The sequence below is a fragment of the Phaeovibrio sulfidiphilus genome, assembly GCF_014861485.1.
GTDB lineage: Bacteria > Pseudomonadota > Alphaproteobacteria > Rhodospirillales > Rhodospirillaceae > Phaeovibrio > Phaeovibrio sulfidiphilus.
In genome coordinates, this window is sequence record NZ_JACZHT010000002.1 from 187,562 (window position 1) to 202,911 (window position 15,350).

14 protein-coding genes are annotated in these 15,350 nt (G+C 68.1%); 6 read left to right on the plus strand and 8 right to left on the minus strand.

Going from position 1 to position 15,350, the window contains the following annotated elements:
- Window positions 1–426: 426 nt before the first annotated feature.
- The 3 genes from IHV25_RS03815 to IHV25_RS03825 form a co-directional block, all read right to left on the minus strand.
- A complete protein-coding gene (locus IHV25_RS03815) occupies window positions 427–816 on the minus strand; it encodes an SH3 domain-containing protein (protein WP_192533786.1) in 390 nt (129 codons plus the stop codon).
- Window positions 817–1,030: 214 nt separating this feature from the next.
- Window positions 1,031–2,023: a sulfur carrier protein ThiS gene (thiS, locus tag IHV25_RS03820; RefSeq protein WP_192533787.1), complete on the minus strand. Its 993-nt coding sequence runs from the start codon at window positions 2,021–2,023 to the stop codon at window positions 1,031–1,033.
- A gap of 67 nt (window positions 2,024–2,090) precedes the next feature.
- Complete coding sequence (locus IHV25_RS03825) at window positions 2,091–2,717, minus strand: thiamine phosphate synthase (RefSeq protein WP_192533788.1); 627 nt, start codon at window positions 2,715–2,717, stop codon at window positions 2,091–2,093.
- 87 nt (window positions 2,718–2,804) lie between these two features.
- On the opposite strand from IHV25_RS03825, the gene IHV25_RS03830 reads away from it, so the two are divergent.
- The 3 genes from IHV25_RS03830 to IHV25_RS03840 are packed head-to-tail and all read left to right on the plus strand — an operon-like array spanning window position 2,805 to window position 5,181.
- On the plus strand, window positions 2,805–3,488 hold the full coding sequence (locus IHV25_RS03830; RefSeq protein WP_192533789.1) for a YggS family pyridoxal phosphate-dependent enzyme: 684 nt from the start codon (window positions 2,805–2,807) through the stop codon (window positions 3,486–3,488).
- A gap of 49 nt (window positions 3,489–3,537) precedes the next feature.
- Window positions 3,538–4,482: an acetylglutamate kinase gene (gene argB, locus IHV25_RS03835; protein ID WP_192533790.1), complete on the plus strand. Its 945-nt coding sequence runs from the start codon at window positions 3,538–3,540 to the stop codon at window positions 4,480–4,482.
- 18 nt (window positions 4,483–4,500) lie between these two features.
- A complete protein-coding gene (locus IHV25_RS03840) occupies window positions 4,501–5,181 on the plus strand; it encodes a pyrimidine 5'-nucleotidase (protein ID WP_192533791.1) in 681 nt (226 codons plus the stop codon).
- A gap of 213 nt (window positions 5,182–5,394) precedes the next feature.
- Here the strand turns inward: IHV25_RS03840 and IHV25_RS03845 are convergent, their stop codons facing one another.
- The 5 genes from IHV25_RS03845 to IHV25_RS03865 all read right to left on the minus strand — a co-directional run bounded on the left by IHV25_RS03845 (window position 5,395) and on the right by IHV25_RS03865 (window position 11,549).
- Window positions 5,395–7,029, minus strand: a complete 1,635-nt coding sequence (locus IHV25_RS03845; RefSeq protein ID WP_192533792.1) for an alpha-D-glucose phosphate-specific phosphoglucomutase — start codon at window positions 7,027–7,029, stop codon at window positions 5,395–5,397.
- Between the two features lie 33 nt (window positions 7,030–7,062).
- Window positions 7,063–8,379, minus strand: coding sequence for a UDP-glucose dehydrogenase family protein (locus tag IHV25_RS03850; protein ID WP_192533793.1), 1,317 nt, complete (start codon window positions 8,377–8,379; stop codon window positions 7,063–7,065).
- A gap of 107 nt (window positions 8,380–8,486) precedes the next feature.
- The gene (galU, locus tag IHV25_RS03855; RefSeq protein WP_192533986.1) at window positions 8,487–9,371 is read right to left on the minus strand and encodes a UTP--glucose-1-phosphate uridylyltransferase GalU; all 885 of its coding nucleotides are present in this window, start codon (window positions 9,369–9,371) and stop codon (window positions 8,487–8,489) included.
- A gap of 2 nt (window positions 9,372–9,373) precedes the next feature.
- Entirely contained in the window at window positions 9,374–10,180 is an 807-nt protein-coding gene (locus IHV25_RS03860) for a division plane positioning ATPase MipZ (protein WP_192533794.1), read from the minus strand.
- A gap of 103 nt (window positions 10,181–10,283) precedes the next feature.
- Window positions 10,284–11,549, minus strand: a complete 1,266-nt coding sequence (locus tag IHV25_RS03865; RefSeq protein WP_192533795.1) for a D-amino acid dehydrogenase — start codon at window positions 11,547–11,549, stop codon at window positions 10,284–10,286.
- 93 nt (window positions 11,550–11,642) lie between these two features.
- On the opposite strand from IHV25_RS03865, the gene IHV25_RS03870 reads away from it, so the two are divergent.
- The 3 genes from IHV25_RS03870 to IHV25_RS03880 all read left to right on the plus strand — a co-directional run bounded on the left by IHV25_RS03870 (window position 11,643) and on the right by IHV25_RS03880 (window position 15,320).
- Window positions 11,643–13,145 carry an NAD(P)H-hydrate dehydratase gene (locus IHV25_RS03870; RefSeq protein ID WP_192533796.1) on the plus strand — a complete coding sequence of 501 codons (1,503 nt, stop codon included), beginning with the start codon at window positions 11,643–11,645 and terminating at the stop codon, window positions 13,143–13,145.
- Window positions 13,146–13,283: 138 nt separating this feature from the next.
- Window positions 13,284–14,525 carry a sugar transporter gene (locus IHV25_RS03875; protein ID WP_192533797.1) on the plus strand — a complete coding sequence of 414 codons (1,242 nt, stop codon included), beginning with the start codon at window positions 13,284–13,286 and terminating at the stop codon, window positions 14,523–14,525.
- Between the two features lie 423 nt (window positions 14,526–14,948).
- Window positions 14,949–15,320 (plus strand): HPF/RaiA family ribosome-associated protein, encoded by a 372-nt coding sequence (locus tag IHV25_RS03880; protein ID WP_192533798.1) that lies wholly within the window; start codon window positions 14,949–14,951, stop codon window positions 15,318–15,320.
- Window positions 15,321–15,350: the final 30 nt, after the last annotated feature.

The window sequence follows — 15,350 nt, forward strand, 5'->3', positions numbered from 1 at the left end:
GGGGCCGTGTGGCCCCTTTCGGATACGGCAAGGCACAAGAACCAAGAGATGGCTTCGCAGGGCGACGGAAAAGCGGAAATCCGCCGGTTCCCGAAGACCCCGAGCGCAACATTTCTTTCGATAGAAGTCAATATAGGCCTTCAAATCAACATTAGAAATGTGTTTCGCGAAAGATTCTCATCTTTGGCCCCGGGTTTCACCGAAGGCGCGAGCTGGAGGGGGCTCCCTAAACCGAGGGGGGTCCGTTTTCGGGCGTGGTGGTGGGTCGGGAGCCGGATTTTCGCCCGGCGGGAGAGGCGGCGCCAGCGCCGGGCGGCCCGATTTTCATTTTGCGGCTGCGAGGGGGCGGCGGTTCGCCCGGAGCAGCCCGGACTCGGCGGGCTCCGGGTGACGGGGCGTGCGCCGTGTGTCCGGGGTCGCGGGCTTTCAAGGCCCGGTTGCGGGGCGCGCGTTGGCCAGGTCGGTCCCGGTCGGGGCCAGAGACTCCAGAGGCACCCACCCCTCCTCGCCGGTGGACGGTCTGCGGCACCACAGCCAGCCGTTTCGGGACCTCAGGCCCGTGAGGGTTTCGCCGTCGTCCACATCCAGTTCCCGGGAGCAATAGTCCTCCAGGGCCTCGGCCTGATCACCGGCCAGCCGCCGGAAGACCGATCCCGGCACCCACCCCTGAACGCCGTCCGGTGCCGTGCAAAAATACCAGTCGTCCCAGGCCTCGGGTCCCTCGTAGCGTTCGCCAACGCGCAGACGGTCCCCCGTGTGAACGGAAACGGGAACCGGGTACTCGCATCGGTGCCTGTGGATCACTTTATAGTCCATAAGGTGGGCTCCAGGGGGGAGGGAACCGGGGCGGGGTGTCGTGGTCCGGGTGGTCCGCGTGGGGCAGGGGGCGCCCGCGAGGCCTGCCGGTCCGGGGGCGGGCAGCCCTGCTGTGGGCCGTCCGCGCGCTCAGGCCGCGTGTCCGGTCCCGGGGCGAGCCGGGCCCGGGCCGGAGTGCGCCCCCGCGTGTTTCGGAGGCGCTTCCCGGGTCGGGTCAGATCAGGCCCGTGATGGGGGAGGACGGGTCCGCAAAGCTCTTGCGGGGCATCCGGCCCGCCAGGTAGGATTCCCGGCCCGCCTGGACCGCCAGCCTCATGGCGTGGGCCATGCGGATCGGATCCTTGGCGTCGGCAATGGCGGTGTTCATCAGCACGCCGTCGCAGCCCAGCTCCATGGCCACAGCCGCATCCGAGGCCGAGCCCACGCCCGCGTCCACCAGCACCGGCACGCTGACGGATTCCTTGATCAGGCGAATCGTGTAGGGGTTGACGATCCCCAGTCCCGAGCCGATCAGCGAGCCCAGGGGCATGATGGCCACGCAGCCCATGTCCTCCAGGCGCTTGGCCGCGATGGGGTCATCGGCGCAGTAGACCATGACCTGGAAGCCGTCGGCGATGAGCGCCTCGGCGGCCACAAGGGTCTCGGCCATGTTGGGGTACAGGGTCTTCTGGTCGCCCAGAACCTCCAGCTTCACCAGCGACCAGCCGCCGGCCTCCCGGGCCAGGCGCAGCGTGCGCACCGCGTCATCCGCTGTGAAGCAGCCCGCGGTGTTGGGCAGGTAGGTGTATTTTTTGGGGTCGACGTAGTCCACCAGCATGGGCTGGGACGGGTCCGACACGTTGACCCGGCGCACGGCCACGGTCACGATCTCGGCGCCGCTGGCCTCGATGGCCCGGGCGGTTTCCTCGAAATCCCGGTACTTGCCCGTTCCCACCAGAAGGCGCGACGAGAACGTCCGGCCGGCCACGGTGAAGGGCTCGTCCACCGGCGGCGGGGTGACGGCGCCGCTTCCTCCGCCGATGAAGTGAACGACCTCCAGCTGGTCGCCGTCCTGGAGAAGGGTGTCGTCGTAGGCGGTCCGGGAGACGATTTCCCGGTTGCGCTCAACGGCCACCTTGCGCGAGTCGATGCCGATGTGTGCAAGGAAGGCGCCAAGGGAAACGGGGGAGGAAAGCTCCCGGGTTTCTCCGTTCAGAACGATGTGCATGGGCTGTCTTTCACAAGAATTTAGGGAAAAGGAGAGGGTGTCACTATGACTCCCCGGCCAGTCGACTTCAAGCGCCCGGGAGCGTGAAGGTATCGATCCCCGCAACCCCGCGGAACGTTCCCGGGGGCAGGCGCCGCACGGTCCGCGGCGTCACGCCCCCCAGGGCATACACCGGCACACCCGCCTGCCGGGCGAGCAGCGCGGCTCTCACGGCGCCCAGGACCGGGGCGCCCGGGTGGCTCCGGGTGGGGAACATGGGGGAGAGAAGAACATAGTCGGCGCCCAGGCTCCGCGCCCGGCCAAGCGCCCGGGCGTTGTGGGTGGCCATGCACAGCGTCCGCTCCGGCGCGGCCCGGCGCCACAGAAGCAGGCGCGCAAGGGGCAGGCGCCCCAGGGCCAGGGCCTCGGGCAGGTGGATGCCTCCCAGGGTTCGGGGAAGGGCGGCGGGCTGGCTGTCGCGGGCCAGAACCACCCGTACCCGCGCGCGCCGGGCCGCGCCCAGAACCCGGGCCTGCACCCGGGCCGCCTCGGCGGCGGGCATGCCATAAAGCCTCAGGTGGACCGCACCTCCCGGACCCAGCCGGGCCAGCGCTCCCGAGGGATCGGGCAGGCGGACCGGGTCGCTGACAAGAATGCCCGAGGGCAGCCGCGGATCCCGGGAGCGGGCAAACCGGACGGGGAACGGTCCTCTCATTTTTATTTCTCCTCCTCCCGGGGCAAGACCTGCTAAACTCCCGCCCTCTGACCCTTATCCCGTAACGCGTAGCCTGTAGCGAGTCCGATGACCACCCCCGAGACGCTTTCCTGCCCCCCCCTGACCCGGGCGCTTGAGTCCATCCGCACGGCCTGTGCCGCGGTCTCGCGCCCTGTTTCCGACGTGTCCCTGGTGGCGGTGTCCAAGACCCGCCCGGCCGGGGACATCCTGCCCCTTCTCAAAGCGGGTCACCAGCTGTTCGGCGAGAACCGGGTTCAGGAGGCCCAGGGCAAGTGGCCCGCCCTGCGCGAGCAGTTCCCGGACCTGGACCTGCACCTGATCGGCCCGCTCCAGACCAACAAGGTCCGCGACGCGGTCGCCCTGTTCGATGCCATCGATTCGGTTGACCGGATGCGTCTGGCCGAGGCCCTGGCGACGGAGATGGAGCGTCAGGACCGCCGTCTGCCGGTTCTGGTCCAGGTCAACACGGGCGAGGAGCCCCAGAAGGCCGGTGTCCCTCCGCTGGAGGTCGATGCCTTCCTTGAGCGCTGCCGCACCGGGCTGGGCCTGAACGTGCAGGGGCTGATGTGCATTCCGCCGGTTGATGAGGAGCCGGCCCCGCATTTTGCGCTGTTGCGCGAGATTGGCAAGCGCCACGGTCTTCCCGTCCTGTCCATGGGCATGAGCGGCGATTTCGAGACGGCCATTGCCTTCGGCGCGACCCATATTCGTCTTGGCACGGCGCTGTTCGGCGAGCGTGACCCCGGGTGAGCTTCCGCCCGACCTGTGTTTCTTTACGGTTTCTGCAAGGATGCCCCGCATGACCAAATCCTCGAACGAGATCCCCGAACCCGCTGAAAGCGTCCTGTCCTGGGGGGAAAAGGCCAGCGTTCTGGCCGAGGCTCTGCCCTATATGCACCGGTTTGCCGGTAAGACCGTGGTGATCAAGTACGGCGGTCACGCCATGGGCAACGAGGATCTTGCCCGGGCCTTCGCCCGCGACGTGGTCCTGCTGAAGCAGGTGGGCATGCACCCGGTGGTGGTCCACGGCGGCGGTCCGCAGATCGGCCGCATGCTCGAGCAGCTGCGCATCCAGAGCTCGTTTGTCGAGGGGCTGCGGGTCACGGACCGGGAGACCGCCGATGTGGTGGAGATGGTTCTGGCCGGGTCCATCAACAAGGCGATTGTGACCGCGATCCATCAGGCGGGCGGCTTTGCCATCGGCCTGTCGGGCAAGGACGGCAACCTGATCGAGGCCCGCAAGCTGACCCGCACGATCCGCGATCCGGACTCCCGCATCGAGCGCGAGCTGGATCTGGGCTTTGTGGGGGAGCCGACGGTGGTCAACCCGCACATCCTGGATCACCTGCGCAAGTCCGATATCATTCCGGTGATCGCGCCCATCGGTGTGGGCTCGAAGGGCGAGACCTACAACATCAACGCGGACACCGCGGCCGGAGCGATTGCCGCCTGCCTGAGGGCGTCGCGCCTTCTGATGCTCACCGACGTGGCCGGGGTTCTGGACAAGAGCAAGACCCTGATCCACGACCTCTCGGTGGAGCGCGCCCGGGTGCTCATGTCCGACGGCACCCTGACCGGCGGCATGATCCCCAAGGTGGAGACCTGCGTCAAAGCGGTCGAGCAGGGCGTCGAGGCCGCCGTCATCGTGGACGGGCGGGCGCCCCATGCGGTCCTGCTGGAGATCTTCACCCCCACCGGCGCCGGAACCCTGATCCGCGGTGCCGGGGTGGCCAAACAGGACTGACCGTCCGGGGAGCGGAACATGGCCGAGATCAAGGTCTGGATTTTCGATGTCGATGACACGCTTTATCCGGCCTCCAGCGGCCTGTTCCGCCAGGTCCGGGAGAGGATCCGCGAGACCATCGCCCACGCGCTCGGGGTTCCCCCCGGGCAGGCCGATGAGATCCAGCGGGCCTACGCCCGGGAGTACGGAACGTCCCTCAAGGGAATGATGGAGCGTCACGGTATGGACCCCGTGGCCTTCCTCGACGAGGCCCACCGGGTGGACTACACCACCCTGTCCCCGGATCCGGGCCTGGAGCGGGCTCTCGCGCGCCTGCCGGGGCGCAAGCTGCTGTTCACCAACGGCACCGCCTCCCACGCCCGGAATGTGCTCGACCGGCTGGGGGTCGATCCCGGGCACTTCGAGACCATCATCGATATCGTGGACAACGGCTTTGTCCCCAAACCGGCCGGGCAGGTCTATGACCGCCTTCTGGCCCGGTTCGGCATTGATCCCGCCGGGGCCCTTCTTGCGGAGGACTCGCCCCGGAACCTGCGCCCCGCCCTGGAGCGGGGCCTGTACGGCCTTCTGGTGGAGGACGGAGCCCGGGAGGACTTCCCGGGCGGGGGCGTGGATGCGCCCGATCTCGAACCCTTCGCCGCGCGTCTGGAGCGCACATCCTGCCTGCGCACCTGGCTCGACGCCCGCTTTCCTGCCTGAGCCCCTGCGGCCCCGTTGGGCCGTTTGCAGCGGATCCCTGATCCCGCCTGTGGCGAAGAGACCTCCGCCTGCGGCGGAGAGCCCCGCCCGCCGTGGAGCCGGGGCCCGTTGTGCAACGCTGTGGCAGGTGCTTGTCCGGTCAGGCGTCCCGAGACAGGCGTCTGCCCGCTCAGCCGCTGCCGCCCCGGGGTGGGGCGACGGGGACGGGCCCCGTCAGGTGATGACGGTCGGCGTGTCGGTGCCGAAGCGCTCCCTCAGGCGAAGCAGCGTGCGGGCGCTGTAGATCATCTCGCCCAGAACGGTCTGCGCGTTGTTGAACAGGTTCGAGGGGCCCCGCTCGTGGCGCTCCATGTAGAGGCGCAGCGTCGCGCCGCTGGTGCCCGTCCCCGAGAGGCGCACCACCAGCCGGGCGTCGTTGTCGGTGATGATCCGGATGCCCTGGCCGTGGGAGACAGAGCCGTCCACCGGGTCCGTATAGGAAAAGTCGTCGTGCAGCACCACGGGGCGCCCGGCGAACTCGGTTCCCACCAGGGAGGTTCCGCGCAACTCGTCCATCAGCTCCTGGGCCCGGGCGGAATCCAGCTCCTCGTAGTCGTGACGGGTGTAGTAGGTCCGGCCGTAGCGCATCCAGTGCTCCTGGACGATCTGGGAGACGCTCTCGCGCCGGGCGGCCAGGATGTTGAGCCAGGCCAGCACGGCCCAGAGACCGTCCTTTTCCCGCACGTGGTCGGATCCGGTGCCGAAGCTCTCCTCCCCGCAGAAGGTGGCGAGGTCCGCATCCAGAAGGGTTCCGAAGAACTTCCAGCCGGTGGGGGTCTCGAAGCTGTTCAGCCCCATGGCCTCGGCCACCCGGTCTGCGGCCATGGAGGTGGGCATGGAGCGCGCCACGCCCCGGACCCGTCCGCGGTAGCCCGGAAGGTGGGCGGAGTTCGCAAGGATGATGGCAAGGCTGTCCGAGGGCGTCACGAACATGTCCCGCCCCAGGATCATGTTGCGGTCGCCGTCCCCGTCGCTGGCGGCCCCGAAGTCCGGAGCGTCCGGCGAGAACATCAGGTCCGCCAGGTCCTTTGCGTAGGTCAGGTTCGGGTCCGGGTGGCCGCCGCCGAAGTCCTCCAGCGGAATGGCGTTGATGACCGAGCCCTCGGGGGCGCCCAGACGGTCCTCCAGGATCGTCCGCGCATAGGGCCCGGTGATGGCGTGCATGGCGTCGAAGCAGATCGTGAAGCCGCCGGCCAGAAGCCTGCGGATGGCGTCCATGTCGAAGAGGGTGTCCATCAGGTCCGCGTAGTCCGTGACCGGATTGATGACCTCGACCGTCATGGGGCCCAGATGGGCCTCGCCCTCCTGGGAGAGGTCGATTTCCGGTCCCTCGTCCAGAATGCGGTACGAGCGCAGCGTGCGGGAGTGCGCGTACATGGCCTCGGTCACGCTTTCCGGAGCCGGGCCGCCGTTTGAAATGTTGTACTTGATGCCGAAGTCACCGTTTCGGCCGGCCGGGTTGTGGCTGGCGGACAGGATGATCCCGCCAAACGCGCCGCGGGCCCGGATCACGCACGAGGCGGCCGGGGTGGACAGCAGGCCGTCGCGGCCCACGACCACGCGGGCGAACCCGTTGGCGGCCGCCATGCGCAAGATGGTCTGGATGGCGGTGCGGTTGTGGAACCGCCCGTCACCGCCCAGGACCAGGGTTTTCCCCCCGGTGTCGCCGATGGAGGCGAAAATCGACTGGACAAAGTTCTCCAGGTAGTGGGGCTGCTGAAAAACCGTGACCTTCTTGCGAAGTCCGGAGGTTCCGGGCTTCTGGTCCCCGAAGGGGGTGGTGTCGATTTCGAGAATCCGTCGCGACATGTTCTGTCATGCCTCCTGGCAAAATACCGTGTCTCAGTGGATGGCCGGACGGCCGATGGAATAATAGCGGAAGCCGTGTTCTTCCATGTCCTGAAGGGTGTAGACGTTGCGCAGGTCCACGATCAGGGGCGCCTTGAGGCGCTCGCGGGTCCGCTCCAGGTTCAGCTGCCGGAACTCGTTCCACTCGGTCAGGATGACCAGAACGTCTGCGCCGTCCATGGCGTCGTAGGCGTCGGTGGCGAAATACACGTCGGTGAAGAGGCGGGCGGCCTCCTTCATGCCCTCCGGGTCATAGGCCCGGATGCAAGCGCCGCGGGCCTGAAGCGCCGGGATGATGTCCAGGCTGGGGCTGTCGCGCATGTCGTCGGTCTCGGGCTTGAAGGTCAGGCCCAGGATGGCGATGGTCCGGTCCTGGGCCGTTCCGCCCAGCGCCTCTTCAATGCGGTCCGCCATGGCCAGCTTGCGGGTGCGGTTCAGCTCGGCCACCGTCTCCACGATGCGGATGGGGGCGTCGTACTCCCGGGCGGTGCGGATGAGGGCCGCCGTGTCCTTGGGGAAGCACGAGCCGCCGTAGCCCGGCCCCGGGTGCAGGAACTTCGAGCCGATCCGCCGGTCCAGTCCGATGCCGCGGGCGATGTCATTGACGTTGGCGCCCACCTTCTCGCACAGGTCCGCGATCTCGTTGATGAAGGTGATCTTGGTGGCCAGGAAGGCGTTGGCCGCGTACTTGATCAGCTCGGAGCTCTCCCGGGAGGTGAAGAGGATCGGCTTCTCGATCAGGTAGAGGGGGCTGTAGAGCCGGCGCATGATGTCGCGGGCGCGTTCGGAGTCGGTTCCGATCACCACCCGGTCCGGGCGCATGAAGTCGTTGATGGCCGAGCCTTCCCGCAGGAACTCCGGGTTGGAGACCACGTCGAAGTCCGCGTCGGGCCGGGCCTCGCGGATGATGCGCTCCACCTCGCGCCCGGTGCCCACCGGCACCGTGGACTTGTTGACCACCACCGTGTAGCCCGACAGGGCCGCCGCGATCTCGCGGGCGGCCGCGTGCACGTAGGACAGGTCCGCGTGCCCGTCACCCCGGCGCGAGGGGGTGCCGACGGCGATGAACACCACGTCCGCGTTGCGGACCGCCTCTGTCAGGTCGGTGGTGAAGGTCAGCCGCCCCGCCGCTGCGTTGGTCTGGACCAGGGTATCAAGCCCGGGTTCGTAGATGGGGATCTCACAGCGGTCCCTCAGGGCAGAAATCTTGGCCTCGTCCTTGTCCACACAGACAACCTCGACGCCGAATTCGGAAAAGCAGGCTCCGGAAACCAGGCCGACGTATCCCGTTCCAATCATCGCGACGCGCATGTCAAAATCACCTTGTTCTCAGGTAAAACCGGGGCATGCCCAACAGGGTCCGGCCCCCGGCGCGTGTCGGGCGGGGATCCGGAAGTCTGGGGGGCGGGGCAGGGCGCCTACTCCCGCAGGCCGGACAGGATGTCCTCCAGCATGCGCTCGACGCGGGCGCGCATTTCGGGGCGCCTGAGGGCGTAGGACACGTTGGCCTCCAGGAAGCCGACCTTGTCCCCGCAGTCGTAGCGTCGGCCCTCGTAGCGCAGGCCGTGCATGGGGGTGGTCCCGATCATGTGGTTCATGGCGTCGGTGAGCTGGATCTCGCCGCCGCTGCCCCTCTGGACCCGCTCGAGGGCATCGAAGATGCCGGGCTCCAGGACATAGCGGCCGATGATGGCCATGGTCGAGGGGGCGTCGCTGGAGGCCGGCTTCTCCACCAGGCCCTTGGCCCGTGCCAGGCGGCCATCGTCCTCCACCACATCCAGGATTCCGTATTTCGAGGTGTCCTCGAGGGCGACGTTCTCCACGGCCACCACGTTGCCGCCGGTCTCCCGGTGAACGTCCATCAACTGCCCGATGCAGGGGCTGGAGGCCTGGACCAGGTCGTCCGGAAGCAGGACGGCAAAGGGCTCGTCGCCGATGAAGGCGCGGGCGCACCACACCGCGTGCCCCAGCCCCAGGGGCTGCTGCTGGCGGGTGGAGTAGATCGTGCCCGGCTGGGGCTTGGCCCGCAGAAGGCTGTTGAGGATGGTGACGTTGCCCCGCTCCTTCAAAAGCGCCTCGAGCTCAGGCATGTGGTCGAAGTGGTCAAGAAGGGGCTGCTTTCCGCGGCCCGTGATGAAGATGAAGTGGTCAATTCCAGCGTCCGAGGCCTCCTCGACCGCGTACTGGATCAGGGGCTTGTCCACGACCGGAAGCATTTCCTTGGGCATGGTCTTCGTCGCAGGAAGGAAACGGGTGCCCATTCCCGCAACCGGGAAGACAGCCTTTCTAACGCGTCTCGACATCATTATTCCTTAATTCCAACAGCGGAAAGCAGGCCACGGATCTCGTTTCGGGCTGCCACGTGGGACATTTTCATGTCGACGCCCGTTCCCTGGGCGCGCAGGTCAAGAAGGGTCAGGCCGTTCAGGAACAGCTCGCGGTAGATGACCCGCTCCGCGAGGCCCGAGATGACCCGAAAGCCGATCCGCCGGGACAGCTCGTTGAGCGCGTCCTCCATCTCCCGCTTGTTGCGGGCGTCCAGCGTGGACAGGCGGTTGCGCAGCACGATCCACTCGATCTGGCCCCGGTCGCGCTGGGCGCGGGCCTGCTTGGCCTCCCAGATGGCGGCCGCATAGGGGCTGGGTCCGAGGATTTTCAGCGTCTCGCCGTCAACCCGGGCGAGCACGTCCAGGTCGATGAAGCTGTCGTTCAGCGGTGTGACGAGGGTGTCGGCAAACGAGTGCGCGTAACGCGACACGGGAATGTCGGTGCCGGGGGTGTCGATGACGATGGTGTCAACCTGCTCGTAGTACCCCTGCATGACCTCCTCGAGGCGGCGCTTGTCCGCCTCCACGTTCTCGCTGGGGGCGAGGGGGACGTGGGCGGGGCCCGGCATCTCGATGTTGCGCTTGTCGGCAAAGGCCTTCCGGTTTTCCAGGTAGCGCGTCAGGGTTGCCTGCCCGGCGTCCAGGTCCACGGATCCCACCACGTGGCCGGCCCGGGCCAGCCCGACGATCAGATGCATCGCGATGGTGGATTTTCCCGATCCGCCTTTCTGGTTGCCGACGACGATCACGCGGGCGCGTTTTCTGGTCTGCGTTTGGTTCTCCATGCCGCCTTTTTCCCTGGTCGTGACGATGAAGGCTGTCGCTATATCTTGTGTCAGATACGGGATCCGACAACGAGACTGCCCTGTCCCGGAGTTCGGAGCAAGGCTAAAATGCAAAGCGGGAGGCGCCGAGGCCCTCCAGCGAAATTTCCGGTGTTTTCGAGCCGGCGAGGTCGGCGGTCACCCGGGCGCAGCCGCAGGCCTGGGTCCATCCCAGTGTCCCGTGCCCCGTGTTCAGAAGCAGGTTTTCCACTCCGGGGGCAAACCCCAGGATCGGCGCGTTGTCCGGTGTTGTGGGGCGCAGTCCGACCCAGGGGGTGGCGCTGGCCGGATCCCCCGCTCCGGGGAACAGGGCCCCCAGTTCCCGGCGGATCAGCTCCACCCGGGCCGGGACCATGGTCTTGTTGACGCCCGAGAACTCGGCCGTGCCCGCCGCGCGAAGGTCCGAGCCCAGGCGGGAGTAGACCATGCGGCGCTCCTCGTCCGTGATGGAGACCCGGGGCGCGTGGACCGAGTCCCCGCCCACCGGCAGGGTGACCGAGTAGCCCTTGACCGGGTAGACCGGCAGCCGGAGCCCCACAGTGCGGGCCACACGGGGCGAGCCCACCCCCAGCGCCAGCACATAGATGTCGGCCTCGAACGCCCCCTGGTCCGTGTGGACCCGGGCGATGCGCCCCCGGGTTTTCTCGAGCCTCTGGATCCGGGTGCCGAAGTGGAAGCGCACGCCCCGGTCCCGGGCCAGCCGGGCCAGACCGGCTGTGAACCGGTACGCATCACCGCTCTCGTCTCCGGGCGCGTGGATCGCTCCCGCAAGGGCCCCCTCCACCCGGGCGAGGGCGGGCTCCAGGGCGGTGCAGGCCTCGGGCGTCAGGACGGTCTGCTCCAGCCCCCAGGGGCGGGCGGCGTCCAGGGCGCGCAGGCCGTCTTCAAAGGCGCGCTCCGAGCGGTAGATTTTCAGGATCCCGGCGGTGCTCTCCCGGTACTCGAGGCCCGTTTCCCGGCGCAGCTCGCCCAGGAGCCTGCGGGAGTAGAGGGCGGGGCGAATCGCCCGCTCCATGTTCTCGAGGAACTTGCGCCGGGTGCAGTTGGTCAGGAACAGGAGGCCCCAGTGCCACAGCGCCGGATCCACGCGCATCAGGTGCATGACCAAAGGCGCGTCATCCCGGCCGAACCAGTCGAGCACCTGGCGCGCCACAGCGGGCGAGGCCCAGGGCTGGGTGTGGCAGGCGGAGATCTGTCCGCCGTTTGCAAAGCTGGTTTCCAGACCCGGCCCTTCGTTCGCCTCCAGCACGCTGACCTCGAACCCCGCGCGGGCAAGGTACCACGCCTGGGCAACGCCGACGACGCCGGCTCCCATTACAACGGCACGCAAAGAAGAGTCCTTTTTGCTTCGGGTTGGTGCTACGCTTTAGAACATAAATGCACGACAAACGAAAGACCTGTCTTTAAACGAGGAACCGGTTTTATGAAGCGTCCTGCGTTTGCCCCTTTCGACACCTCGCGCCCGCTTCTGACCTCCCGGGAGATGGCCCTGGCCGAGGATCTGGCCAGCCGGACCTGCGGCCTGTCCCCGGCTTCCATGATGGACCGGGCCGGGTTCGGGGCCGCGGTCCTGATCGCCCAACGGTTTTCGAGAAGGCCGGTTGCGGTTCTCCAGGGGCCGGGCAACAACGGGGGCGACGGCCTTGTGGTGGCCCGGGAGCTGGCCCGCCGGGGCTGGCCCGTGCGGGTTCTGTCCCTGGGCGAGGTCCGCTCCCCGGCCGCGCGCGAGATGGCCCGGCGCTGGACAGGCCCGACCCTTCCCCTCACGCCCGAGGCCCTGGACCCGGATGACCTGGTGGTGGATGCCCTGTTCGGGGCGGGGCTGTCGCGGGATCTGTCGGGTGTGGCTTTGGATGTGGTTCGGGCCCTTGACCGCTCGGGCGCGGACTGTGTGGCCCTCGACATGCCCTCCGGGGTGGAGGGCGATACGGGCGCCGTCCGGGGCCACGCGCCCCGCTGCCGTCTCACCGTGACCTTCGCCCAGCCAAGGCCGGGGCATGTCCTCTACCCCGGGCGGGGCCTGTGCGGCGAGGTGTGCGTCGTTGATATCGGCATCCCCGATGCGCTGGTGTCCCAGGTCCGTCCGAACACGTTCTACAATGCGCCCGGTCTTTGGGCCGTGCCGGTGCAGGGCCCGGATCGCCACAAGTACACCCGGGGGCACGCCACCATCATTGCGGGGCCCATGACCGGCGCGGCGCGCCTTGCGGCCCGGGCGGCCCGCCGTGTGGGTGCGGGCCTTGTGACCCTTGCGGGCGAGGAGGCGATTCGTGCTCCCCTGGCGGGAGACGAGCCCGGCGCCCTGATCCGGACCCTGGAGGGGGCCCGTCCCTTCGCGGAGCTTCTCGAGGATCCCCGGCGCACCGGGTTCCTGCACGGTCCCGGGCGGGGCCGGTCGGACCGGACCGCCGCCGAGGCCCTTTTTCTGGCCCGCAGCGGCCTGTCCCTGGTTTTGGATGCGGATGCGCTCTCGTCCCTGGAGGGGCGCTCCAGCGAGCTGGCCCGGGCCCTGCGGGGCGGGTGTGTGATCACGCCCCACGAGGGCGAGTTCCGCCGCCTGTTTGCCGGTCCCGAGGGGCTGGCGGTCCTGAGCGCCCGCGGGCGGCTCGAGCAGGCCCGGCGGGCGGCGAACGCGCTCGGGGCCGTGGTGGTCCTGAAGGGGCCCGACACGGTTATCGCCGCGCCGGACGGCCGGGCGGCCCTGTCGGGGAATGCGCCCCCCTCCCTGGCCACGGCGGGAAGCGGGGATGTCCTTTCGGGGCTGGTCGTGGGCCTTCTGGCCCGGGGCCTTGCGCCCTTCTGCGCCGCCTGCGCGGGGGTGTGGCTCCACGGGGAGGCCGCGTGTGCCGCCCCGTCCGGCGTTGCCCTGATCGCCGAGGATCTGCCGGACGCCCTGCCTTCCGTCTTGAACCGGGGCGGGTTTTGACCTACCTTTTTGCGCTTTTGTGGCACAGGCCGTCGGGATGCTGAAGGTTCCGGCGGCTTGTTCTTTTTTCTGATTCGGGCAGCGCGCCGGCTGGGTTCGGGAGCGCCGGAGCCTGTCTCGTCCACCTGCGGTGAAAAAATGTCCTCCCCACAGACCACCAGCTGGAAAGCCTGGCTTCCGGTTGTCAGCCTGAGCTGCGCCACCTTCATTTTCGTGACGACCGAGTTCCTTCCGGTCGGCCTGCTCACCAACATCGCCCGGGACTTCCACAAGACGGAAAGTGAGGTCGGCCTTCTGCTGACCGGCTACGCCTGGCTTGTGGCCCTTGCGTCCCTGCCCCTGACACTCCTTGCCGCCCGGATCGAGCGCCGGAAGCTGCTGCTGTCGCTTCTGGTGCTGTTCATCGGGGCCCACGGCCTGGCCGCCGTCGCCAGCGAGTACTGGATGCTGGTGGCCTCCCGGGTGGGCATTGCCCTTGCGCACTCGGTGTTCTGGGCCATCACCACGCCCCTTGCGGCCCGCCTCGCCCCCGAGGGCAAGAAGGCCTACGGGCTTGCAGTGATCGTGGTGGGAACCTCGCTGGCCAGCATTCTGGGCATTCCCATCGGGACCGTTCTGGGGAAAACCTTCCACTGGCAGACGGCGTTCCTGGTCGTGGGGCTTGCGGCCGCGTGCGTGCTGGTCATCCTTGCGGTGCTGCTGCCGCGCCTGCCGGCCACCAACGCGGGTTCCCTCAGGAGCCTGCCCCACCTTCTGATGCGCCCCCAACTGATGCTGTGCTACCTGCTGACGGCCCTTGCCATCACCGGGGACTTCCAGACCTTCACCTACATCGAGCCCTTCAGCCAGGAAATCGGCGGCTACGGGGACAAGACCGTGGTCCTGATCCTGTTCGCCTTCGGGCTGGCGGGGATCTTCGGGGGCTATGCCAACGCGCGCCTGACGCCCCTGTGGCCCCGGACCATGATGATTGTGCCCCTGGCCCTGGTGGGGGTGTGTCTGGCCCTTATCAAGCCCTTCGCCACGAGCCTGAGCGGCATTCTGGCCCTGTCCGTGATCTGGGGTGTGTGCGTCACCATCGTGATGCTGGCGCTCCAGTTGCGGATCATGGCGCTCGCCAGCGACGCGACCGACGTGGCCATGGCCATGTTCTCGGCCATCTTCAACGTGGGAATCGGGTCCGGAGCCCTTCTGGGCGGGGTGGTGATCAACACCCTCGGGCTTGCGAATGTGGGCTACTGCGGGGCGGTCTTCCTGGCTGGTTCCGTGCTTGTGGCGGTGGTGATGATGCGCACGGCCACCGGGCCCGGGGCCGGGACACTGCCCGGGACAGGGACGGGAACAGGGGCAGGCGCCGGGGCCGGATCGCGGCCCGGCTGAGCCGGCCGGGCCGTTTGGGGCGCAGTGTCCGGCCGCGCCCGGTCTCCGGGGGGGGCGGGCCCGTGTTCCTGGCGTCCCCTTGTCGCCCGCTCCCCGGAGCGGATGCGTGCCACGCGCAGGCCCTGCGCGAGACCTTCGGAGCGTGGTTTTCCAGCCCGGCTTTGTGCTGGCGCCCCGTCCCCTCGACCCGGGGCCGGACCGTCCCCCAATTGGCCCGCCCCGGGTATCCGGTGTGCGTCGGTAGCGGTCCGCGCGCCCGGACTCCGGGGCCCCTCCGGCGGGGGTGCATCCCCTGCGGGAACGCCCTCCTGAGACTTGAAAAAAAAATAAAAATCCCCGTAACACTTGACCCGGACGCCAAAAAAGAGTTCGCTATAGGAGGGTCTAGGCCCCTTGTACCGACCTCCTAAGAGGAGAGTGTTTATGCAGACACCTGCCCAGATCGTCTTTCTCGGACTCGATCGTTCCGACGCCATTGAAGAGCGTATTCAGACCAAACTCACCAAACTGGAGCAGTTCACCAAAAACATCACTGCTGCCCGTGTCGTGGTGGAGTATCACCACAAGAACCCCTCGCAGCAGAACCGGCGTGGCAAGCCCTTCCTGATCACCGTCACCATTTCCCTTCCGGGCGAGGATCTCGTCTCGCGCTCGGCTCTCGGCGACGATCCCGGCCAGCTGAAGGAGCACGAGGACATCTCCGTCGCCTTGCGCGATGCCTTCACGGCCATGGAGCGTCAGCTCAAGGATCTTGTGGAAAAGCGCAGGGAAGAGTATCGAAGCGCTACACGCTGATCCGGGCAAACGGGCGCGCGACAGCGAGCA

Excerpts from the sequence above, each read along its gene's own strand:
- IHV25_RS03815 (WP_192533786.1), bottom strand. The coding sequence starts at position 816 with ATGGACTATAAAGTGATCCACAGGCACCGATGCGAGTACCCGGTTCCC.
- thiS (WP_192533787.1), bottom strand. The coding sequence starts at position 2,023 with ATGCACATCGTTCTGAACGGAGAAACCCGGGAGCTTTCCTCCCCCGTT.
- IHV25_RS03825 (WP_192533788.1), bottom strand. The coding sequence starts at position 2,717 with ATGAGAGGACCGTTCCCCGTCCGGTTTGCCCGCTCCCGGGATCCGCGG.
- IHV25_RS03830 (WP_192533789.1), top strand. The coding sequence starts at position 2,805 with ATGACCACCCCCGAGACGCTTTCCTGCCCCCCCCTGACCCGGGCGCTT.
- argB (WP_192533790.1), top strand. The coding sequence starts at position 3,538 with ATGACCAAATCCTCGAACGAGATCCCCGAACCCGCTGAAAGCGTCCTG.
- IHV25_RS03840 (WP_192533791.1), top strand. The coding sequence starts at position 4,501 with ATGGCCGAGATCAAGGTCTGGATTTTCGATGTCGATGACACGCTTTAT.
- IHV25_RS03845 (WP_192533792.1), bottom strand. The coding sequence starts at position 7,029 with ATGTCGCGACGGATTCTCGAAATCGACACCACCCCCTTCGGGGACCAG.
- IHV25_RS03850 (WP_192533793.1), bottom strand. The coding sequence starts at position 8,379 with ATGCGCGTCGCGATGATTGGAACGGGATACGTCGGCCTGGTTTCCGGA.
- galU (WP_192533986.1), bottom strand. The coding sequence starts at position 9,371 with ATGTCGAGACGCGTTAGAAAGGCTGTCTTCCCGGTTGCGGGAATGGGC.
- IHV25_RS03860 (WP_192533794.1), bottom strand. The coding sequence starts at position 10,180 with ATGGAGAACCAAACGCAGACCAGAAAACGCGCCCGCGTGATCGTCGTC.
- IHV25_RS03870 (WP_192533796.1), top strand. The coding sequence starts at position 11,643 with ATGAAGCGTCCTGCGTTTGCCCCTTTCGACACCTCGCGCCCGCTTCTG.
- IHV25_RS03875 (WP_192533797.1), top strand. The coding sequence starts at position 13,284 with ATGTCCTCCCCACAGACCACCAGCTGGAAAGCCTGGCTTCCGGTTGTC.
- IHV25_RS03880 (WP_192533798.1), top strand. The coding sequence starts at position 14,949 with ATGCAGACACCTGCCCAGATCGTCTTTCTCGGACTCGATCGTTCCGAC.